The organism is Actinoplanes sp. 13 (genome assembly GCF_056134165.1).
The window spans coordinates 1-20680 of sequence record NZ_JBVYOQ010000054.1; the positions used below are offsets into that span (position 1 = coordinate 1).

Below are 20680 nucleotides of genomic sequence, written 5' to 3' on the forward strand. Positions count from 1 at the left end.
GAGCCTCTCGGCGTACAAGGCGACACTGCGCGAGCGAGACCCCCCCCCCCCCCCCCCCCGACCCACCCCCCCCCCCCCCCCCCCCCCCCCCCCCCCCCCCCCCCCCCCCCCCCCCCCCACGCCGAGGGCCCTAGGGCAGCAGCGTCCAGCCGGAGTCGCGGGCGCGGGCCGCGGCCAGCAGGCCGGCCACCGCGGCCGCGTTGGTGATCTCGCCGCGGAAGACCATGGCGACCGCCTCGTCCAGCGCGACCCGGTGGACCTCCAGGTCGGCCTCCTCGGCCTCCCGGTGGTGCCGGTCGCCGTCGGGGACCGGCGCCAGGTCGCGGGCCAGGAACACCTGCACCCACTCGTTGCTGAAGCCGGGCGACGTGTGCAGGCCGATCAGCCGGTCCATCCGGCCGGCCGTCAGGTCGACCTCCTCGGCCAGCTCGCGGGCCGCGGTGACCGCCTCGTCCTCACCCTCCACGTCGCGCAGACCGGCCGGCAGCTCCCAGATGCGGGCGCCGAGCGGGTGCCGGTACTGCTTGATCAGCACCACCCGGTCCTGCTCGTCGAGGGCGACCACGACGACCGCGCCGCGGTTGGTCACCACGTCACGCGGGGCGGTGCCGCCGTCGGACAGGGTGATCTCGTCGGTGCGGACCGAGAAGATCGCGCCCTCGTACCGCGGAAGGCTGGACACCGTCTCGTGGGTGAACGCCATGCTAGGAGGCCTCGACCGGCAGCTCGTCGGCGGCGGCGTACGCCACCGCCGCCTTGACCAGCCCGTCGAAGAGCGGGTGCGGCCGGGTCGGGCGGCTCTTCAGCTCCGGGTGCGCCTGGGTGGCCACGAAGTACGGGTGGACGTCGCGGTCCAGCTCGATGAACTCGACCAGCCGGCCGTCCGGCGAGGTCCCGGAGAAGACCAGGCCGGCCTGCGCGAGCTTGTCCCGGAAGTCGTTGTTCACCTCGTAGCGGTGCCGGTGCCGCTCGGAGATCTCGGTGTCGCCGTAGACCTCGGCGACGATCGAGCCGTCCTTGAGCTTCGCCGGGTACGCCCCCAGGCGCATGGTGCCGCCCAGGTCGCCCTTGCCGGCCACGATGTCCTCCTGGTCGGCCATCGTGGAGATCACCGGGTAGGTCGCCTTCTCGTCGAACTCGACCGAGTTGGCGCCGGTCAGGCCGGCCAGGTTGCGGGCCGCGTCGATCGTCATGCACTGCAGGCCGAGGCACAGGCCCAGGATCGGGATGCCGTTCTCACGGGCGAACCTCGAGGTGTTCACCTTGCCCTCGATGCCGCGAACCCCGAAACCGCCGGGGATGACGATGCCGTCGACGCCCTTCAGCGCGACGGCCGCACCGGCCGGGGTCACGCAGTCGTCGCTCGGCACCCACCGGATGGAGATCTTCACGGTGTTGCCGAATCCGGCCGCCCGGATCGCCTCGGTGACCGAGAGGTACGCGTCGGGCAGGTCCACGTACTTGCCGACCAGCGCGATGGTGATCGTGCGCTTGGGGTGGTGCACCCGCTCCAGCAGATCGTTCCAGGTCTTCCAGTTGACGTCACGGAACGAAAGACCCAGGCGGCGTACGACGTACGCGTCCAGCCCCTCGTCGTGCAGCACCTTGGGGATGTCGTAGATGCTGGGCGCGTCCGGGCAGGCGATGACAGCTTCGGCGTCCACGTCGCAGTAGAGCGCCAGCTTGTGCTTCATCTTCTCCGGGATCTCCCGGTCGCTGCGGCAGATCAGCGCGTCCGGCTGGATACCGATGTTGCGCAGCGCGGCCACCGAGTGCTGCGTCGGCTTGGTCTTCAGCTCCCCGGACGGAGCGAGGTAGGGCACCAGCGAGACGTGCAAATAGAAGACGTGGTCCCGGCCGACCTCGTGGCGGACCTGGCGGATCGCCTCGAGGAACGGCAGCGACTCCATGTCGCCGACGGTGCCGCCCACCTCGGTGATCACCACGTCCGGGACGTTGCCGTTCTCGTCCGGGTCGGCCATCGCGAAGATGCGGCTCTTGATCTCGTTGGTGATGTGCGGGATGACCTGCACGGTGTCGCCCAGGTATTCGCCGCGCCGCTCCCGGGCGATGACCGCCGAGTAGACCTGGCCGGTGGTGACGTTGGCCTTGCCGGACAGGTCCCGGTCGAGGAACCGTTCGTAGTGCCCGACGTCGAGGTCGGTCTCGGCGCCGTCCTCGGTCACGAAGACCTCACCGTGCTGGAACGGGTTCATCGTCCCCGGGTCGACGTTGAGGTAGGGGTCGAGCTTCTGCATCACGACGCGGAGACCGCGGGCGGTGAGCAGATTGCCGAGGCTGGAGGCGGTGAGGCCCTTGCCCAGCGAGGAGGCGACGCCCCCGGTGACGAAGATGTGCCGCGTGTCGCGCACTGATGAGGCCAAGGCCCGCTCCCGTGGTCGCCAATCTTAGAAGAATCTTGAGGCCGGGGCAGCGCCCCATCCACGGGAGTTCACCGTAACACTGTTTGCCGGTCGCGCCACGTTCGGGCTGCTCGGCATGCGTGTCAACGCACGATAAGAGGATCTTCGTCGGGTTTGCGCAGCGACGGGCCGCCCGGCCCGTCGGTCTCGCCAGGGGGCGGGGTCCGGTCGGCCGCGTGCAGCAGCACCCGCAGCACTGTGAGCACCACGACCGGCACCACCGCCGCCGCGGCCGCTCCGGCGGCGCCCAGGGCGGTGCCGCCGAGCACCCCGGCGATCAGCGTGGCCACCGTCGTGCCGACCAGCGCCGCACGGACCCCCGGGTTCAGCCCGAACAGCCGGTTCAGGCCGCCCCACGAGGAGAACTGGCAGAACGCCAGCATCAGCGCCCCGCAGACCGCGAGCAGGGTCAGCGGGCTGTCCAGCAGCGCCTGCCCGTTCGCCGCGGCGGCCCGCTGCATCGCCGGGCCGGCGGTGCCGTTGCCGAGCGCGGTCAGGAACCGCCCGAGGGTGCCCTGTTCGAGTGGCGCCCGGCTCAGGTCCAGCGCCGCGAACCCGGCCGTGACGACCAGCCCGGCCAGCGCCGCCCAGGCGAACCGGGCCAGGCTCAGCCAGCCGCCGGTGCTCATCGCCGCGGCGACGCACACCCCGGCCGTCACGGCGATCGCGCCCACCGGGTCGGCGCCGAGGTACGGGCTGCCGACCACCGCCACGCCGATCCCGCCGAACAGCACCATCACCACCGGCCGCCAGCGCCGGGTCACCCACTGCGCCAGGCATCCGGCCAGCAGCAGCAGGCCGCCGACGAAGGCGCCCAGCCCGACGCTGCCCAGCCCGGAGTAGCGGACCCCGTGCACCGTCGAATAGCCGGCCACCCCGTTGAGCTGGAGCCGGGCACCGGTGAGCAGGTCGGCAGCGACCACCACGGCGCTGACCGCGGCCACCGACGCCATCGGCCACAGCGTGCGCGGGTACCGCGGCGCCAGCCGGACCACCAGGGTGCCGGCCGCCATCAGCGCCGCCGTCGCCGACCCGAACAGCCACGCCGGGTGCTCGCTGGTCCACCACGGCGCCAGGTCGGCGACCAGCGCCGCCGGGATGGCCAGGCCGGCGGCGATCAGCGCCGACTCGGCCACCGAGACCAGCCGGGCCGGCGGCAACGACGGCCCCGCCGGACCGGCATGCCGCCGGGCCCGGATCAGCACCGGCACCAGCAGCGCGAAGAGGACGAACTGCACGATCGCGAGCACGGTGAAGAAGATCTCGGCGACCCCGCGCTGGGCGATCGCGCGGCGGTCCGCGTCGTGCGGGCCCTGCATCGCCTCGGCCGGATCGGCCGGGCGGCCCTCGGTCGTGGTGGCCGCGTAACCGGCGAACAGCTTCTCCGGCGCCGGGCGTTCCAGCGCCGACAGCACGGTCGGGGCGAGGTCGACGAGCTGGAGGTAGCCGTCGCGGCCGGTGCTGGCGGAGGTCAGCCAGCCACCCTCCCAGCCGGGCCCCTCGGCGATCGCGACGTGCAGCCGGGAGGCACGTTCGGTGTCGGAGACCCCGGCGATCACCATCAACGACCGGGCCGGGCGGGCGGCCAGCACCCGGGCCAGGGTGGCGTCCGCGGCGGCCACCGCGGCCTGCCGCTGCGCGCCGGAGCCGGTGACCGGACCGAGGTCCACGATGCTCAGCACACAGTCGTCGAGCAGGTCGGCGGGATCGGCGGGCAGCTCCGGGAGGTAACTGTCGACCCGGCCGAACGGGCGGGCCGCGGCGATGGCGGCGCCCGGGCCGACGGCGACGGTGCAGCGCACCGACTCGGCGAGGGCGCCGGGCGTGGTGCCGTACGGCATCCGGTCCTGGTTGTTGCGGACCACCACAGGCTGCTCGACCACCTTGGCGCCGAACTCGTCCGGCTGGGTGAGCTGCGGGGCGGCCGGTGGGCAGCGGCCGGCCGACTCGCCGGCCCGCCAGGCGGCGTAGTTGCCCGCGCCCAGGGTGAGCCAGCCGTCGGAGGGACAGGTGACGGAACGCGCGGAGCGTACCGACAGCCAGCCGATCGAACCGCGGGTCGCCTCCTGCCAGAGTGCCGGGGTGCGCTGCGGGTCGAGGTCCTCCCAGCGCAGGCCCGCCGCGGCGGCCACCACCACATAGTCGGCGGAGCCGCGCCGGACCTCCTCGTCCGGGCGGACGGTCAGGCCGGCCAGGGTGGCCACGGCGACCAGGGCCGCCACCGCGAACGGGATCCAGGACCGGGCCCGGGAGCCGCGCGGCGTGCCGGGACGCGGCACCCGCCGCAGCCGGCCGAGCCAGAGGGGCTGCTTCACCGGCGGACCGCCACCTCGGCGTACGCGGAGCGCACGTCGGCGACCACGTCCGGTTCGGTGGGCCATGTGGCGGCCTGCCGGGGACCCCGGGCCGCGTAGTCGGCGCGCAGGCCGGGGTCGGCGAGCATCCGCCGGACCGCCGCGTCGAGGGCGTCCACGTCGCCCGGCGGGATCAGCATGGCCGCGTCCCCGACCAGGCCGGGCAGCCCACCGACGGCCGTGGTGATCAGCGGGACACCGGTGTGCAGCGCCTCCTGGGCGAACAGCTGCCGCGCCTCCCAATCACTGGTGATCACGGCGACGTCGGCGCCGAGCAGCAGGTCCGGCACGTCGGTGCGGTGCCCGAGCAGGTGGAACGGGGCGTGCAGCCGGGAGGCCTGCTGGGCGAGCGGCATGTAACTGGGGCCCGAACCGGCCACCGCCACCACCGGCGTGGGGCTCAGCTCGCGCCACCGGGCGGCGGCGTCGACCAGCAGGTCGTAGTGCTTCTGCGGGTGCAGCCGGCCGACCGAGAGGATCAGCGGGGTGTCGCCCCGCAGCTGGAACTCGGCGCGCACCGCGGACCGGGTGCGGCGCGGCGGTGCCATCGCGGGCGCCGCCACCGGCCCGAGCCGGGCGTTGCGCGCGCCGAGCGACACGGCGCGCTCGACCAGATCCTCGGAGGCGCCCAGGGTCAGCGCGGCGCTGCGCGCCACCATCCGTTCCAGCAGCGCGCCGGCCTGCGCTTTGAGACCTTTGGCCAGGATGGCGTTGTGCCAGGTGACCACCAGAGGTACGCCGGTACGCGCGATCGCCGCCACGAAGGCGGCCCGCAGACCGTGCGCGTGCAGCACGTCGGCGTCCCGCCCGGCGACCGCCCGGCGCAGCGCCCGGATCGCGCCGGAGTCCTGCGGTCCCGGGTCGGCCGGGATCTCCACCGGCGTGAAGTCCACCCCGGAGGCGCTGAAACCGTAGTGGGCGTCGGTGGCCGCCGGGCCGCACACCAGCACCCGGCACCCGGCCGTCAGCAGGCCGCGGGCGAGCGAGGCGACGTGCCCGCCGGTGCCGCCGGTGGCGGAGCCCAGCACCAGCACGACCGAGCCGCTCCAACCGTCGTCACTGCTCACGAACCGTGATCCCCCTCTGTTCCGAGCGCGGCTTCGGCTTCACCCGGCACGGCGCAACCTCCGCGTCAGCGGCGCCAGATCCCGCCGGTCCAGCAGGAACGCCACCGCGACGAACACCACCGTCACCACGACACCGCCCAGCATGCCTGCCGCCAGGGCGGTGAGCACTCCCGGGGTGGGCCCGAACACTCGCACGACACCCCAGCCGGCGAGTCCCGCGACCACCGCCGCCACCACCGCGGCGAGGCTCGCCCGGCCCAGCCCGGCCAGCGCGGCAGCGCCCGCGTGCCGGCGCACGGCGAGCACCAGCAGGACTCCGGTCACCGACATGCCGAGCGCGTTCGCCGCGCCCAGCCCGAACAACTGCGACTGCTTCGAGACAGTGGTGGTGACCGCTATCACGGCTACCCCGGCGGTCAGCCAGCCGATCGCTGCGGCCGCCGCCGCGGCGACCGTCGCCCCTCGCGCGTAGAGGGCCCGCGACAGCAGGGCGAACAGTGCATAGCCGAGCAGGCCGGGAGCGAAGCCGACGATGCCGGGCGCCACTCGCGGGGCGTCCAGCAGCCCCGCGGCGGGCACCGCCAGACCGGCCAGCGCGGCGGCGCCCAGCCCGGCGAGCAGCACGATCGAGCGGGCGGTCCCGGACAGCGCCGCGGCATAGCCTTCGTCGTCCCGGCGGGCGAAGGCGTCCGCGAGCCGCGGATAGACGGCCGTCGCCAACGGCACCGCGAGCACCGCCCACGGCAGCAGGAAGATCGTCTGCGCACCGGTGAACTGGGCGAGCTGACGGGCGCCCAGCACCACGATCAGGGCGGCCACGATCTGCTGCGCGCCGACTGTCACCGCGCCCGCCCAGCCCAGCCGGACCGCTTGCCGGCCTTCCCCGCCCGGGAAGCGGTAGGTGGGCCGCAGCCGCAACCGCAGGCGGATCATCGGGATCACCAGGCAGAGGCTGAGCACCACCACGCCGAGGGTGGTGCCCACGGACAGGGTCAGCTCGCCGGCCCGGCTGAGGCCGGCGAACCCGGTCCGGGCGCCGTCGATGCCGGCGTAGGTCAGGTAGGCGGCCATCACGGTGACGCTGGACAGCAGCGGCGCGATCACCGGCCAGGCGAACCGGTGGTGAGCCTGAAGCACCCCGGTCAGCACGATGCCGACGCCGTAGAGCGGGAGCTGCGGCGCGAACACCCGCAGCATCCGGGCAGCCACCTCCTGATGCGCGGGCGGCACGCCGTCCAGCAGCCCGGTGATCGGACCGGCGAGCAGGGCCACCAGCACGGCGAGCGGGACGGTGAGCGTCAGCACCCAGGTGAGCAGCGCGGAGCTCACCTCACCCACCCGGCGCCGGTCCCCGGCCGCCGCGGCGGCGGCGATCAGCGGGACGACCAGACTGGCCAGGGCGCCGCCGGCCACCAGCTCGAAGACGATGTTCGGCACCATGTTGGCGGCGAAGTAGACGTCGGCCAGGCCCGCGTCGCCGCCCGAGCCGACGGTGTAGAAGAACGTCAGCGTGCGGCCGAAACCGGTCAGGCGAGCGAGGACGGTGAGGACGGTGATCAGCGCGGCCGCCCCGGCGATCTTCGCGACCGCGCCGCCCGTACCAGAAAGGGGTGTGCCCGCGGACGAGCCGGAACCGGCCTCGGGAGATCGCCTCACGCCTGGGGCGGCCGGCGGCCGAGTTCGTCGAGACGGCGCAACCACGGCGTGTCCGCGATGACCCGGGTGAAGCTGATCTTCTCACTGGCCGCGGTGAGCGAACCGAGCACGGCCAGCGCGGCCAGCCGGCCGGCCGGCCCGGTCCGTGCGGTCAGCGCCGTCCCGAGCAGCGCGCCCAGCGCGTTCGCCCCGGCGTCGCCAAGCATGATCTCCTCGTTCAGGTCGGCCGGCAGCAGCGCGGCGCCCGCGCCGAGCGTCCCGGCCGTCATCGCGGCATTGCGTCCCACCGCCAGCGGCGCCCCGAGGATCGCGGCCGCCTTGATCGCCCGGCCGGGCCGCAGGTCGAGCAGGTTGAGCAGGTTCGCCGTCCCGGCGATCACCCCGGCGCCGAGGAGCACGTCCACCCCGCGGCCGAGCCGGCTGCCGCGACGGCTGCCGACCAGCGCCGACGCCACCAGGCCCGCGGCACCAACCCCGGCGATCTTCACGAGGCCGCTGGTGACCCGGCCCTCGCGCAGCGCGCCCAGGTGGCCGGCGAAACCCTTGAACGCCTTCTCCTCCGGGCGGTTGCCGACGATGTCGTCGTAGAAGCCGACCGCGCCGCTCACCGCGCCGGCCGTGACGGCCGCGGCCGCCAACCGGCGGTCCGGCGCCCCGAAGGCCGCGCCCACGGTGGCGCCGGCGGCCAGTGCCGGTCCCCCGGCGAGGGTGACCTCACGACCGTGGAAGTTGGACCGGCGCAGACTCGCCGCTCCGGGATCCAGGCGGACCCAGGCCAGCGTGGTCCGCGCCACCGACGCGCCGATGCCGAACGAGCGGAGGAAAGCCATGGCCGAGAAGTCTAGACGGGGGCTACTGCGCGGGTGGCGGGACGATCGAGGTGGCGCCGGCGCCCAGGCCGTAATGCCCGACGCGGTTGCCGACCAGCCGCTCGACGGTGGCCATGCCGGTGGCCACCTGCCCCTGCACGGTGCTCACGTTGTCCACCGTGGAGATCTCCTTGACCAGGGCCGGGTCGTTGCGCACCCCGGCGACCAGGTTGCCCTCGCCGGCGCCGGCGCCGGCCACCACGAGCGGCCGGTTCCGGCCGAGCTGGGTGGCCATGGTGACGGCCGCCTGGCTCTTGCGCGCCGCCTCCTTGTCGGTCGCGGGGGCGCCGGCCACCAGCACGATGCCCTCCGCGCCGCCGGTCGCGTCGTCCTCGACCGCGAGGTAACCCGCCTGGGCGAACGCGGTCAACACCGCTGTGACGTCCGGCTGGGTGGGTGTGGTCGGCCCGGCCAGCACGGTGAGCGCCAGCAGGGCGCTGGCCGTCTCGACACCGACGCTGTTCAGCGGCAGGCCGGTCACCGGGATGCTGGGCTGCGACGACTTGTCGGCCAGGTCGAGCAGCTCGGTGGCGGAGACCGGGTCGAGGAACTTCTCCTCGACGGTGAGGCGGGCGGTCACGGTCGCGCCGGCCACGTTCAGCATCTGGAGCACACCCTCGGCGGCGTCACCGGCGCCGGGCAGGATCACCACCGCGAGCTTGCGCCCGGCGAGCTTGCCGGCCAGCGCGTACGGCGCCATCTCGGCGGCGAAGTCCTGCGCGCGGTTCGTCTCGTCGAGCAGCTGGTTGACCTGGTCGCGCTTGAGGTCGTTGTCCTTCTTGAGCGAGTTCAGGTTCTCCCGGAGGTTCTCCGAGACCGGGCCGTTGAGCGCGGCGGTGCCGACCACCAGGCCGATCGCGAGCGCCAGGAAGACCGCGGTGAGCGACACCACGTGGTACCGGAAGTTGATCACGACGACCTCAGAAGAGATTGCTGAGCTGGAAGACGAGATTGTCCCACCACTCCGACACCACGGTGAGGTACGCCTTGCCCACGGTTGAGACCGCCACCGCGGAGGCCATCGCCGCCAGTGCCGACAGCACCAGCAGCAGCAGCGCCGAGCCGGAGATGTTCTGCCGGTAGAGCCGGCTCACGCCTTTCGCGTCGACCAGCTTGCCACCGACCTTCAGCCGGGTGAGGAAGGTGGAGGCCATGCCGCCGCGGCCCTTGTCGAGGAACTCCACCAGGTTGTAATGCGTGCCGACGGCGACGATCAGCGACGCGCCCTTCTCGTCGGCCAGCAGCATCGCCAGGTCCTCGCTGGTGGCGGCGGCCGGGAAGGTGATCGCGTCGACGCCCAGCCCGCGCACCCGTTCCAGACCGGGGGCACGCCCGTCCGGATAGGCGTGCACGATCACCTCGGCGCCGCAGCGCAGCACGTCGTCGGTGGCCGAGTCCATGTCGCCGATGATCATGTCGGGGGTGTAGCCGTTCTCCACCAGGGCGTCGGCGCCGCCGTCGACCCCGATCAGCACCGGCTTGTATTCCCGGATGTAGGGGCGGAGGACGTCCAGGTCCTCCTTGTAGTCGTAACCGCGCACCACGATCAGCACGTGCCGCCCGGCGATGCTGGTCTGCACGTCGGGCACGCCGACACCGTCCAGCAGCAGGTCGCGCTCCTGCTTCAGATAGTCCATCGTGTTCGCGGCGAACGCCTCCAGCTGCACCGACAGGCCCTCACGGGCGTCGGCCATCGCTTTCGCCACGCTCTCCGCGTCCTGCCGGACCCCGGTCGCCACCGGCTCGCCGTCGACCAGCACGGTGCCGCCGTCGATGCCGACGACCTGGCCCTCGCGGATGCCCTGGAACAGCTCGTCGCCGCAGCCGTCGACCAGGATCACACCGTTCTGGATCAGCACCTCGGGACCCAGGTTCGGGTAGCGGCCGGAGATCGACGGCTTCACGTTCAGCACGGCGGTGACACCGGCCGCGACCAGCGAGTCGGCGGCGACCCGGTCCAGGTCGACGTGGTCGATCACGGCGATCTCACCGGGCCGCAGCCGCCCGGTCAGCCGCTTGGTCCGCCGATCCAGCCGGGCCGGTCCGGAGACCGGGCCCGGCTCGGCGCCACGCGTGCGGCGAAGAGTGGGAATCGGAAGTCGCATCCCGGCCATCCTGACACGCCGCCGCACGCCATCCCTCCGCGACATGCGCCAGCTCACTGACAAGACGGACTTATCAGGCACGCTTCTCCCGAGACGCTACGGAGAGCAACTCCTCAGCATGCGCTATCCCGAGGTCGGAATCCGGCAGACCAGCCAACATCCTGGAAAGCTCCCGGGCCCGCTCGGTCTCCTCCACGATCCGGACGCCACTCGTAGTGATCGCGCCGCCGGTGTCCTTGGCGACCACGAGATGGCGATCGGCGAATGCGGCGACCTGTGGCAGATGCGTCACGACAAGCACCTGATGCGTCCGCGCCAGCCGCGCCAGCCGCCGCCCGATCTCCACCGCGGCCGTCCCGCCCACCCCGGAGTCGACCTCGTCGAAGACCAGCGTCGGCGGGCCGCCCGCACCGGCGAACACCACCTCGATCGCGAGCATCACCCGGGACAGCTCACCGCCGGAGGCGCCCTTCTGCAGAGGCAGCGCGGGCGCGCCCGGATGGGCCAGCAGCCGCAGCTCGACCTCGTCCGCCCCGTCCGGCCCGGCCCACAGCTCGGCGCCGTCGACCGTCACCGCCGGCTCGTCCCGCGCGGGCGGTCGGGTCAGCACCCCGACCTCGACCCGGGCGTGCGGCATGGCCAGCCCGGCCAGCTCGACACTGACCGCCTCGGAGAACCGGCCGGCCGCCTCCCGGCGCGCCGCGGTCAGCCGCCCGGCCAGCTCGCCGACCGACGCGCCCAGCCGCTGCCTCTCCTTGTCCAGCTCCTCCAGCAGCTCGTCGGAGCTGTCCAGCTCGGCGAGCTTGGTGCGGGCGTTCTCCGCCCAGACGATCACACCGTCGATGTCGTCCGCGTATTTCCGGGTCAGCGCGCGCAGCGCGGCCCGCCGCTCGTAGATCGCCTCCAGCCGGGCCGGGTCCGCGTCGAGCGTGCCCAGATAGGCCGACAGCTCCGACGAGACGTCACCGACCAGGGTGGCCGCCTCCTCCAGCCGGGCGGCCAGGTCGCCGAGCGACGGATCCACCGCGGCCTGGCCCTCCAGGGTGCGCCGCGCGGTGCCGAGCAACTGGGTCGCGTCCGGAGTGTCATCGGCCGCCTCGACCCCGCCGGCCAGCGCCTGCGCGGCCAGTGCCGCGGCGATCCGCAGGCCCTCGGCGTGCTCCAGCCGCTGCACCTCGTTGCGCAGATCCTCGTCCTCGCCGGGCTGCGGGTCGACCCGGGTGATCTCGTCCAGGCCGAGCTTGAGCAGGTCGGCCTCCTGCGAGCGCTGGCGGGCGTTGCGCCGCCGGTCGGCCAGGTCCTCCACCACGGCACGCCACCGGGTGAACGCCTCCCGATAGCCGTCCAGCAGCTTCTCGTGCTCCGGCCCGGCGAACCGGTCGAGCGCCGAGCGCTGCTCCGACGGGCGCAGCAGGCGCAGCTGGTCGGACTGGCCGTGCACCGCGAGCACCTGCTCGCCGAGCTCGCTGAGCGTGGACACCGGCATGCTGCGGCCACCGACGTGCGCGCGGGACCGGCCCTCGGCCGTCACCGTGCGGCTGAGCAGCACCGAGCCGTCGTCGTCGGTCTCGCCGCCGGCGTCGGTGATCCGGGTGCGGATCGCGTCGCCCAGGCTGCCGGCCAGCCGCAGCCGGCCCTCGACCACCGCCCGGCCCGGGTCGGCCCGCACCCGGCCGGCGTCGGCCCGGCCGCCGAACAGCAGCCCGAGACCGGTCACCACCATCGTCTTTCCGGCGCCGGTCTCACCGGTGATCACATTCATCCCGGACGTGAGACGCAGCGTGGTGTCGTCGATGACGCCCAGCCCGGTGATGCGAAGTTCCTCCAGCACAGGCAGACAGTATCGGGAGCCACCGACAAATGCCCACCGTGGGCGATCCGGGTTCGCCGGCCGGCACCCGCCGCGAAGATCACCGGCCGGTGTCGGCGGGTCAGCGCCGGTTGCCCCGCCAGCCGACCACCGGAAGCTCGAACTTGGCCACCAGCGTGTCGGTGAACGGCCGCGGCGCCAGCCGGACCAGACGGACCGGCAGCTGCCCCCGCTCCACCGTCACCCGCGAGCCGGGCGGCAGATCCCAGGTCCGCCGCCCGTCGCAGCACAGCACCGCGAACGACGTGTAGGGGTCGACGGTCAGCACGAACGTCGACGTCGGCGCGGTCACCAGCGGCTTGCTGAACAGGGCGTGCGCGCTGATCGGCACCAGCAGCAGTGCCTCCACCTCGGGCCAGACCACCGGTCCGCCGGCCGAGAACGCGTACGCCGTGGAGCCCGTCGGTGTGGCGCAAACCACACCGTCGCAGCCGTAACGGGACAGCGGCCGCCCGTCTACGTCGACGAGCAGCTCGAGCATCTGCGCCCGCTGCCCCTTCTCCACGGTGACCTCGTTGAGCGCCCAGGACTCGGCGATCAGCCGGCCGTCGTACTCCGCGCGCACGTCGAGCGTGAGCCGCTCGTCCACCGAGTACTCACCGGCGACCACCTCGGCCACCGCCTCGTCGATGTGATCGATCTCGGCCTCCGCCAGGAAGCCCACCTTGCCCAGGTTGATCCCGAGCAGCGGCGCCTTCACCGGCCGCGCCAGCTCGGCGGCCCGCAGGAACGTCCCGTCGCCGCCGAGCGCCAGCACGATCTCCACCCCGTCGGCCGCCACCGCGTGCTCGACCGGCAGCACCTCCTCGGGCAGGTCCAGGTCGGCCACCTCCTCGGCGACCACCCGCACCTCGAACCCGGCCGCGATCAGATCCTGCGCCACCGCACGGGCGTGCTGGGTGCTCTGCCGTCGGCCGGTGTGCGTCACCAGCAGGGCCGAGCGGGTCATGTCTCCTCCAAGATGGCCGCCTGCCGGCCGGCGCCGGACGGTCCCGCCGCGACCACGGTCTCGATGCGCACCTGATCGGCCGGCGGGGCGTCCCGCCGGAACCACACGAAGAACTCCACGTTGCCGCTCGGGCCGGGCAGCGGGCTGGCGGTCACGTCCACCACGCCCAGCCCCAGCTCGGCGGCGGCCGCCGCCACGTCCAGCACGGCCTCGGCTCGCAGCCGCCAGTCCCGGACCACGCCGCCCGCACCGACCCGCTCCTTGCCGACCTCGAACTGCGGCTTCACCATCAGCGCGAGATCGCCGTCCGGCGCGGTGCACGCGGCCAGCGCGGGCAGCACCAGCCGCAACGAGATGAACGACAGGTCGGCCACGGTCAGGTCGACCGGGCCGCCGATCGCGTCCGGCGTCAGGGTGCGCACGTTGGTCCGCTCCTGCACCACGACCCGATCGTCGGTCCGGATCGGCCAGGCCAACTGCCCATAGCCGACGTCGACCGCGACCACCTGCCGGGCACCGGCGCGCAGCAGCACATCGGTGAAACCGCCGGTCGACGCGCCGGCGTCCAGGCACCGGCGGCCCTCGACGGCGAGCCGCCCGAAACTCGCCAGCGCACCGGCCAGCTTGTGCCCGCCGCGGGACACGTACTCCGTCTGCGGATCCTCCCCGGTCACCAGGATCGGGTCGGCCGGGTCCACCATGGCCGCCACCTTCTGGGCGACGGTGCCGCGCACCTGCACGCGACCGGCCGCGACGAGCGCGGCGGCCTGTTCCCGGGAACGAGCGAGCTTGCGGCGGACGAGCTCGGCGTCCAGACGCGCACGGCGGGCCATGAAGATCAAATTCCTTTGCGGGTACGGGCTGTCAGCGGTCGATGCTCGCCAGGGTCTCCTGGAGCACTTGATGCGCGGCCTCGTACTCGGCGAGCTGCTCGGCCGGGGCCAGCCGCGCGGCGTTGGCCAGCGACCGTAGCACCGCGTCGACGGCGGGGTGTCCGGTGTCCTCCCCGTTCCAGGTCTCCCCCGGTGCGGGCTGCGGCCCGTGCCCCGCCGAGCCTCCCGGCACTCCGCCCGGCCCGGCACTCGACCCTCCGCCCGGGCCGGCACTCGACCCTCCGCCCGGGCCGGCATTCGACCCTCCGCCCGGGCCGGCATTCGGCACAGGCCCCGACCCGGCTCCTGGGACGGGCCTCGGCCCGCCTCCCGGCCCGAACCCGGGCGGGCGCTGTCCGCCGGGCGGCGGGCCCGGCCGGAAGCCACCCGGCGGCGGGCCCGGACGCGGGCCGGGCTGCGCGGAGTTGGGGAACGTCACGAGTTACGCCTCCGGGCTCTCGGTCCGGCCGGCGTCCTCCACCGGAGCCGGCTGGGCGGGCGGCTGCACGGCCTTCCGCGGCACCGCCTTGCGCGCGGCACCCTGGCGCGGTGCGGGCGCCGTCGTGGCGTCGCCCAGCGGCCCAGGCGTCGCCGTGGCGCTGCCTTCCTGCGAGTCCGGCGTCGTCGCGGCACTGCCCCCCTGCGCCGCGGGCGTCTCCACCGCGACGTCCGGCGGAGCCGGGTCCTCAGTGATCGCCGTGCTGGGAGCGCGCTTGGCCACCGTCTTCTTCGCCGGCTGCCGCTTCGCCACCGCCTTGATGGCCGTCGCCGCGTCCGCCGACACCTCGACCGCCTTCACCGGGGCGCGCTTCGCTGCCTTCTTGGCCGGCGTCGCACCGCCGGTCGCGGTCTTCGCCGGCGCCCGCTTGGCCGCCTTCTTGACCGGTGCGGCCGGCGTAGCCTTCGCCGCGTCCGGACCCGGCGCCGGCGCCGGCGCGCCCGCGGCTTCCGCCGCCGGACCCGCCGCAGCGTTGCCGGCCGGGCCACCCGGTGCGGTTCCCGCCGCCGGCATCGCGTTCGGCTTGGCCTTGACCGCCTTCTTGGCGACCGCCTTCTTGGCCAATGGACGCGGCGTCGGTGCGGGCCTCTCCACCCGCGTGCCGGTCAGGCCCTCGGCCGCCGTCACACCCTCCGCCGCCGTCGCGCGCGCCTGCGCCTCGCGCAGCTGCCGTTCCAGATCGTGGACGCGCGATGTCAGGTCCGACACCTCGTCCGCGGTGGCCAGACCCACCCGGCCGAGCGCCCGGTCCACCTCGTAGCGGACGATGTTCGTCAACGCCTCTCGGTTCGCCACTCCGGCCGAGACCAGGTCCTCCACCAGGCCCTGCAACTGCGCCGCGGTCGCGCCGCCCTTGTTGAGCAGCTCGCCGGCCACCTGTTGCGCCTTCTTGCGGGGTGCTTCCGTCAGTCCGAGCGCCAAATCCAGATACGCTCGCCATGCATCCGTCATGATCTCGCCTCCTCTCGCCGCGTCGGGTGCCACGCTACCGGGCACTCCGGTCAAACTCCTGAGGTACCGTGCTGGTGTCGTGAGGGAGGGTGCTGATGGCCACCGTGGACGAGTGCCGCCAGGCGTTGCACGATCTGGCCGCCAAGCTCGCCGCCAACGCGGAAGCGCAGGGCAGGATCGACCTGGATCGGACACTTGCCTGCCGGGTCACCGACCTGGACACCGCGTTCCACGGGCGGATCACCGGCGGCCGGCTGACCGACATCGCCGACGGCGACGACCCCCGCGCCAAGATCGCGCTGATCGCCTCGAGCGACGACCTGATCGCTCTGATCAACGGCCGGCTCGACGTGACACGGGCCATCGCGTCCCGGCAGATCGCCATCAAGGCGAACCCGTTCGACCTGCTCAAGCTCCGCAAGCTCCTCTGAAAGACCGGCTGCCCAACAGATACGCCGACGAGCGGCGGATAGTTCAGGCCGCGCCTTTTCCCAGCCGCTGCGAAGGTGCGGCCGCAATCCCTCGGTGCCCGCGACCCGGTGCGACGATGGCCTCGAGGCGGGCCTCCAGGCCGGCCGCGAACTGGGAGGGATCATGGAACGTCCCCGCCCCGGCACCCCGCGCATCGACGACACGGTGACCGCGGCCAACTTGCACGAACGCGCTGAGCAGGTGGCTGTGCCGCTCTTCGACTGGATGTCCGGGCCCGTTGTGGCCTGCGTCGACGGCCTGCTCCACATCGACCCCGACGCGCCTCTGCCGCGGCGCCGCCGGCACTACATGCCGCTGCCGCGCCCCACCGGGACAACCGGCCCGGCGCCGCACACCGACGACGCCGCACAGAGCGCCGGCCACCTGATGGCCGACATAACCCGAATCCACCCCCGCCGATAAACACCAATCCGGCGGTACGACCTGAGCGCCCACCCATCCAAACCAGCGTGTGAAGTTGAGGTGCGATACGCGCCTCAACTTCACACACACCACAACCGAGCGTGTGAAGTTCGGGTGCGAAACGGGCCCCAACTTCACACGGTGGGGTTAGGGGTCCAGGAGTGGAGCAGGGTGGCAGCGGGTTCGCCGTCGGCGTCGATCGCTGAGAGCGGCACGCCGTCCCAGGTGGCCCCGCAGAGCAACCGGAGCGCGTCGACCGGGTCGCCGGCACCCTCCAGAGCGGCCCGGTCACCGGTGCGGGTGATTCGCCAGCCACCGGCCTCGTCGCCGGGGGCCGGGACCCGGGCGTCCTCGGCGGGACGGAACAACCCGGAGAGGTCGGCCGCGACATAGGTGGGCCGGCGCTCCGGTGGTGCGGCCAACAGGTCGGCCGGGCCGTGCACGCCGGTGAGGACGAGCAGACTGTCCATCCCGGCGCTGACCGCGCCCTCGATGTCGGTGTCCAGCCGGTCGCCCACGCCGAGCGGCCGCTCCGCCTTCGACAGTTTGGCCGCCGTCGTGAAGATGCCCGGCTGCGGCTTGCCGACCACCACGTCCGGCTCCCGGTCCAGCGCGGCCCGCAGTACCGCCACCAGCGAGCCGTTGCCCGGCAGCGGGCCACGCGGGCTGGGCAGCGTGCGGTCGGTGTTGGTCGCGAACCAGGTGGCGCCGGCCCGGACGGCGAGCGCCGCCTCGGCCAGGATCCTCCAGCCGACGTCCGGCCCGTACCCCTGAACCACCGCGACCGGCGCGTCCTCGGCCGAGTCGACCGGGGTGAGGCCCGCGTCGCGGACCTCGTCGCGCAGCGCGTCCGCCCCGACCACCAGCACCGGCGCACCGGCGGGCAGCCGTTCGGCGAGCAGGGCCGCGGCGGCGCCGGCTGAGGTGAGCACCTCGGCCGGCTCCGCGCTGACACCCATCCCGGTGAGCAACGTCGCGACGTCCGCGGCCCGCCGGGACGCGTTGTTCGTCGCGTACGCGATCGCGGTCCCGTCGGCACGCAGCCGCTCGATCGCCTCGGCCGCGCCGGGGATCGGCCGGTCGATCAGGAACACGACGCCGTCCAGGTCGAAGACGACCAGGTCGTACCCGCTCACCAGGCGATCGCTCACGCCTGCTGCTTCCCCTCGTCGGCCCGGCCGACGAACTCGTCGCGGTCGCCCTTCTCGTCGTCCGCGCCGTCGGCGATCGGGTCGTCCTCGGAGTCGGTGTTCACGTCGGTCTCGGCGAGCCGGGCCCGCTGAGTCTCGGTGTCCACGTCGGCCTCGTCGTAGTCCTCGTCGAAGTCGTCGTCCTCGTCCGCGTCCGGGCCGACGTCGCCGAGCGCCGCCTCCTCGTCCACGTCCGCGTCGACGGCCTCCACGTCGACCTCGTCCGACGCACGGACCGGCCCGGTCTCGTCCTCGTCGAGGTCGTCCAGGTCCTCGTCGAGGTCGCGGTCCGCGCTACCGGCGACAGCGCCCTCGGGCGTGGTGCCCGGCTCCGCCTCGGCGGTGTTCTCGCCGAGCGCGGCCTCCGGCTCGTCGTCCTCGTCGACGTCGTCACCCTCGATGGAGACGCCGTCCAGCTCGAGCAGCCGCTCGGCCGCGTCGGTGAGCTGGTCCTCGTCGGCCGCGGCGGCCCGGGCGAACCACTCCCGCGCCTCGTCCCGGCGGCCTGCGGCGAGCAGGCTGTCGGCGTACGCGTACCGCAGTCGCGTCGTCCAGTCGGCCTGCTCCTCCGCGGTGAGCTCGCGAACCTGCAGCATCGCCACGGCGGCGTCGTGCTGGCCGAGGTCGTTGCGGGCACCCGCGGCCACGATCAGCAGCTCGATGGCGCCGCCCTTGTCCATGCTCGCCACGTCGGCGCCACGGAACAGGTCGATCGCCCGCTCCGGGCGGCCCAGCGCGCGCTCGCAGTCGGCCAGCTCGGCCAGGTGCGTCTGCTTGCCGGTCATCCGGTGGTACGTGCGCAGCTCCGCGATCGCGGTCGTCCAGTCCCCGGCCGCGTACGCCGCCAGGCCGACGGCCTCACGGACCACCGCGATCCGCGACGCCAGCCGCCGCGCGGCGATGGCGTGCTGGAGCGCGAGCTCGGCGTCGTCGTCGATGATCTGGCCGGCCGCCACCAGGTGACGAGCCACCGTGTCGGCGACCTCGCGGGCCAGCGCTACCAGCTCGCCGCGCACCTCCTGGTCGAGGTCGGTCGCGACGATGTCGTCGGGAATCGCCGGCGCCTGGAAAACGGGCTGCGTCGTGTCCTGGTCGTCCCGGCCCGCGCCGTCCTGGAAGCCGCCGCGGTCGCCGCCCCGGTCCCGGTCGTTGCGGAACCCACCGCGGTCACCGCGGTCGTCCCGGAAGCCACCCCGGTCGCCCTGGTAACCGCCCCGGTCGCCGCCACCCTGGTAGCCACCGCGGTCACGGTCGCCGCCACGGAACCCGCCGCGGTCACCACCGCCCTGGTAGCCGCCGCGGTCACCCTGCGGACGGTCGCTGCGCGGCCGGTCGTTGAACGGCCGGTCGGTGCGCGGCCGGTCGCCGCCCTGGTAGCCGCCACGGTCGCGGTCGCCGCCCCGGAAGCCGCCACCCTGCGGACGGTCGCCGCCACCCTGGAAGCTCTCCCGCGGACCGCTATGCGGCCGGTCTCCGCCACGGAAGCCACCGCTCTGGGGCCGGTCTCCGCCACGGAACCCGCCGCCCTGCGGACGGTCGCCACCGCGGAAGCCGCCGCGGTCGCCACCACCCTGGTAACCACCGCGGTCGCCGCCACCCTGGTAGCCGCCGCGCGAACCGCCGCGGTCGCCGCCACCCTGGTAGCCGCCGCGGTCGCGGTCGCCGCCACGGAACCCACCGCGGTCGCCGCCGCCCTGGTAACCCCCACGGTCACGGTCTCCGCCGCCCTGGTAGCCGCCGCGGTCGCGGTCGCCGCCACGGAACCCGCCGCGGTCACCGCCACCCTGGTAGCCACCGCTCTGCGGCCGGTCTCCGCCACGGAACCCGCCGCTCTGCGGACGGTCGCCACCGCGGAAGCCGCCGCGGTCACCGCCACCCTGGTAGCCGCCGCGGTCGCGGTCGCCGCCACGGAACCCACCGCGGTCACCGCCACCCTGGTAACCACCGCCCTGCGGACGGTCACCACCGCGGAAGCCGCCCCGGTCACCGCCACCCTGGTAGCCACCGCGCGAACCGCCACGGTCGCCGCCACCCTGGTAACCACCGCGATCGCGGTCGCCGCCACGGAACCCGCCGCGGTCACCGCCACCCTGGTAGCCACCGCCCTGCGGACGGTCTCCCCCGCGGAACCCACCGCCCTGCGGACGGTCACCGCCACGGAATCCGCCGCCCTGCGGACGGTCACCACCGCGGAAGCCGCCCCGGTCACCGCCACCCTGGTAACCACCGCGCGAACCGCCACGGTCGCCGCCACCCTGGTAACCACCACGGTCACGGTCGCCGCCACGGAACCCACCGCGGTCACCGCCACCCTGGTAGCCACCGCCCTGCGGACGGTCACCGCCACGGAATCCGCCGCGGTCGCCACCACCCTGGTAGCCGCCGCGATCGCCACCACCCTGGTAGCCGCCACGCGAACCACCGCGGTCGCCACCACCCTGGTAGCCGCCACGCGAACCACCGCGGTCGCCGCCACCCTGATAACCGCCGCGCGAACCACCACGGTCGCCGCCACCCTGGTAACCACCACGGTCACGGTCGCCGCCACGGAACCCACCGCGGTCGCCGCCACCCTGGTAGCCGCCACGGTCACGGTCGCCGCCACGGAACCCGCCGCGGTCTCCACCCCGGGAGCCGCCGCCCTGGTAGCCGCCGCGGTCGCTGCGCCGCGCCTCGCTCTCGCCGTCCCGGTCACGGGCCGGCCGGCGGTCGTCGTCGCGCTTGCTGGAGCCGCCGTCCTGCGGTCCTGTACTCACGGATCATTCCTTCCAGTACGGCGGCGGGCCCTCGGCCCGAGTGGCCTTGCCTCGACACACGCTGTTCTCGACACACAAAGTTACTAGGGGACTTGCCCAGAAACGCAATCGAGGGCCGACCCCAAGCCTGGGGCGGCCCTCGATCGTTACGTTGAGTCCGGCGGCGTCCTACTCTCCCACACCCTCCCGAGTGCAGTACCATCGGCGCTGGCAGGCTTAGCTACC

18 protein-coding genes are annotated in these 20680 nt (G+C 73.9%); 3 read left to right on the plus strand and 15 right to left on the minus strand.

The window, feature by feature from the left end; all coding sequences use genetic code 11:
- Positions 1 to 130 precede the first annotated feature (130 nt).
- The 13 genes from AC0NH5_RS42325 to AC0NH5_RS42385 form a co-directional block, all read right to left on the minus strand.
- Positions 131 to 703, minus strand: coding sequence for an NUDIX domain-containing protein (locus AC0NH5_RS42325; RefSeq protein ID WP_474414024.1), 573 nt, complete (start codon positions 701 to 703; stop codon positions 131 to 133).
- Between the two features lies 1 nt (position 704).
- On the minus strand, positions 705 to 2384 hold the full coding sequence (locus tag AC0NH5_RS42330; protein WP_474414026.1) for a CTP synthase: 1680 nt from the start codon (positions 2382 to 2384) through the stop codon (positions 705 to 707).
- A gap of 122 nt (positions 2385 to 2506) precedes the next feature.
- The gene (locus tag AC0NH5_RS42335) at positions 2507 to 4738 is read right to left on the minus strand and encodes a hypothetical protein (protein ID WP_474414028.1); all 2232 of its coding nucleotides are present in this window, start codon (positions 4736 to 4738) and stop codon (positions 2507 to 2509) included.
- Positions 4735 to 5844 carry a glycosyltransferase family 4 protein gene (locus tag AC0NH5_RS42340; protein ID WP_474414030.1) on the minus strand — a complete coding sequence of 370 codons (1110 nt, stop codon included), beginning with the start codon at positions 5842 to 5844 and terminating at the stop codon, positions 4735 to 4737. The genes AC0NH5_RS42335 and AC0NH5_RS42340 overlap by 4 nt, the downstream gene beginning before the upstream one ends.
- Positions 5845 to 5883: 39 nt before the next feature.
- Positions 5884 to 7500 carry a murein biosynthesis integral membrane protein MurJ gene (gene murJ, locus AC0NH5_RS42345; protein WP_474414031.1) on the minus strand — a complete coding sequence of 539 codons (1617 nt, stop codon included), beginning with the start codon at positions 7498 to 7500 and terminating at the stop codon, positions 5884 to 5886.
- Complete coding sequence (locus AC0NH5_RS42350) at positions 7497 to 8330, minus strand: hypothetical protein (protein ID WP_474414033.1); 834 nt, start codon at positions 8328 to 8330, stop codon at positions 7497 to 7499. The genes murJ and AC0NH5_RS42350 overlap by 4 nt, the downstream gene beginning before the upstream one ends.
- Before the next feature lie 22 nt (positions 8331 to 8352).
- Positions 8353 to 9282: a copper transporter gene (locus tag AC0NH5_RS42355; RefSeq protein ID WP_474414035.1), complete on the minus strand. Its 930-nt coding sequence runs from the start codon at positions 9280 to 9282 to the stop codon at positions 8353 to 8355.
- A gap of 7 nt (positions 9283 to 9289) precedes the next feature.
- Positions 9290 to 10483, minus strand: coding sequence for a putative cytokinetic ring protein SteA (gene steA / locus AC0NH5_RS42360; RefSeq protein WP_474414057.1), 1194 nt, complete (start codon positions 10481 to 10483; stop codon positions 9290 to 9292).
- A gap of 64 nt (positions 10484 to 10547) precedes the next feature.
- Entirely contained in the window at positions 10548 to 12305 is a 1758-nt protein-coding gene (gene recN, locus AC0NH5_RS42365) for a DNA repair protein RecN (protein WP_474414037.1), read from the minus strand.
- A gap of 100 nt (positions 12306 to 12405) precedes the next feature.
- A complete protein-coding gene (locus AC0NH5_RS42370) occupies positions 12406 to 13293 on the minus strand; it encodes an NAD kinase (protein ID WP_474414039.1) in 888 nt (295 codons plus the stop codon).
- Positions 13290 to 14126 (minus strand): TlyA family RNA methyltransferase, encoded by an 837-nt coding sequence (locus tag AC0NH5_RS42375; protein WP_474414041.1) that lies wholly within the window; start codon positions 14124 to 14126, stop codon positions 13290 to 13292. Before AC0NH5_RS42375 ends, AC0NH5_RS42370 begins: the two co-directional genes overlap by 4 nt.
- A 31-nt stretch (positions 14127 to 14157) precedes the next feature.
- Positions 14158 to 14358 (minus strand): hypothetical protein, encoded by a 201-nt coding sequence (locus tag AC0NH5_RS42380; protein ID WP_474414043.1) that lies wholly within the window; start codon positions 14356 to 14358, stop codon positions 14158 to 14160.
- Between the two features lie 249 nt (positions 14359 to 14607).
- Positions 14608 to 15615 carry a phasin family protein gene (locus tag AC0NH5_RS42385; RefSeq protein WP_474414045.1) on the minus strand — a complete coding sequence of 336 codons (1008 nt, stop codon included), beginning with the start codon at positions 15613 to 15615 and terminating at the stop codon, positions 14608 to 14610.
- Between the two features lie 95 nt (positions 15616 to 15710).
- On the opposite strand from AC0NH5_RS42385, the gene AC0NH5_RS42390 reads away from it, so the two are divergent.
- Positions 15711 to 16046, plus strand: coding sequence for an SCP2 sterol-binding domain-containing protein (locus AC0NH5_RS42390; RefSeq protein WP_474414047.1), 336 nt, complete (start codon positions 15711 to 15713; stop codon positions 16044 to 16046).
- 163 nt (positions 16047 to 16209) lie between these two features.
- Positions 16210 to 16509 carry a hypothetical protein gene (locus AC0NH5_RS42395; protein WP_474414049.1) on the plus strand — a complete coding sequence of 100 codons (300 nt, stop codon included), beginning with the start codon at positions 16210 to 16212 and terminating at the stop codon, positions 16507 to 16509.
- 134 nt (positions 16510 to 16643) lie between these two features.
- Here the strand turns inward: AC0NH5_RS42395 and AC0NH5_RS42400 are convergent, their stop codons facing one another.
- Positions 16644 to 17660, minus strand: coding sequence for an HAD-IIA family hydrolase (locus AC0NH5_RS42400; RefSeq protein WP_474414051.1), 1017 nt, complete (start codon positions 17658 to 17660; stop codon positions 16644 to 16646).
- On the minus strand, positions 17657 to 18670 hold the full coding sequence (locus tag AC0NH5_RS42405; protein WP_474414053.1) for a Replicase polyprotein 1ab: 1014 nt from the start codon (positions 18668 to 18670) through the stop codon (positions 17657 to 17659). The genes AC0NH5_RS42400 and AC0NH5_RS42405 overlap by 4 nt, the downstream gene beginning before the upstream one ends.
- Here AC0NH5_RS42405 and AC0NH5_RS42410 point away from each other — a divergent pair.
- A complete protein-coding gene (locus tag AC0NH5_RS42410) occupies positions 18605 to 20542 on the plus strand; it encodes a hypothetical protein (protein WP_474414055.1) in 1938 nt (645 codons plus the stop codon). The two genes, AC0NH5_RS42405 and AC0NH5_RS42410, sit on opposite strands and share 66 nt — an antisense overlap.
- The last annotated feature ends 138 nt before the right edge of the window (positions 20543 to 20680 follow it).

Bases quoted from the DNA above. Each gene is read 5' to 3' on its own strand.
- AC0NH5_RS42325 (WP_474414024.1), bottom strand. From the start codon at position 703: ATGGCGTTCACCCACGAGACGGTGTCCAGCCTTCCGCGGTACGAGGGC.
- AC0NH5_RS42350 (WP_474414033.1), bottom strand. From the start codon at position 8,330: ATGGCTTTCCTCCGCTCGTTCGGCATCGGCGCGTCGGTGGCGCGGACC.
- steA (WP_474414057.1), bottom strand. From the start codon at position 10,483: ATGGCCGGGATGCGACTTCCGATTCCCACTCTTCGCCGCACGCGTGGC.
- AC0NH5_RS42370 (WP_474414039.1), bottom strand. From the start codon at position 13,293: ATGACCCGCTCGGCCCTGCTGGTGACGCACACCGGCCGACGGCAGAGC.
- AC0NH5_RS42375 (WP_474414041.1), bottom strand. From the start codon at position 14,126: ATGGCCCGCCGTGCGCGTCTGGACGCCGAGCTCGTCCGCCGCAAGCTC.
- AC0NH5_RS42385 (WP_474414045.1), bottom strand. From the start codon at position 15,615: ATGACGGATGCATGGCGAGCGTATCTGGATTTGGCGCTCGGACTGACG.
- AC0NH5_RS42390 (WP_474414047.1), top strand. From the start codon at position 15,711: ATGGCCACCGTGGACGAGTGCCGCCAGGCGTTGCACGATCTGGCCGCC.
- AC0NH5_RS42395 (WP_474414049.1), top strand. From the start codon at position 16,210: ATGGAACGTCCCCGCCCCGGCACCCCGCGCATCGACGACACGGTGACC.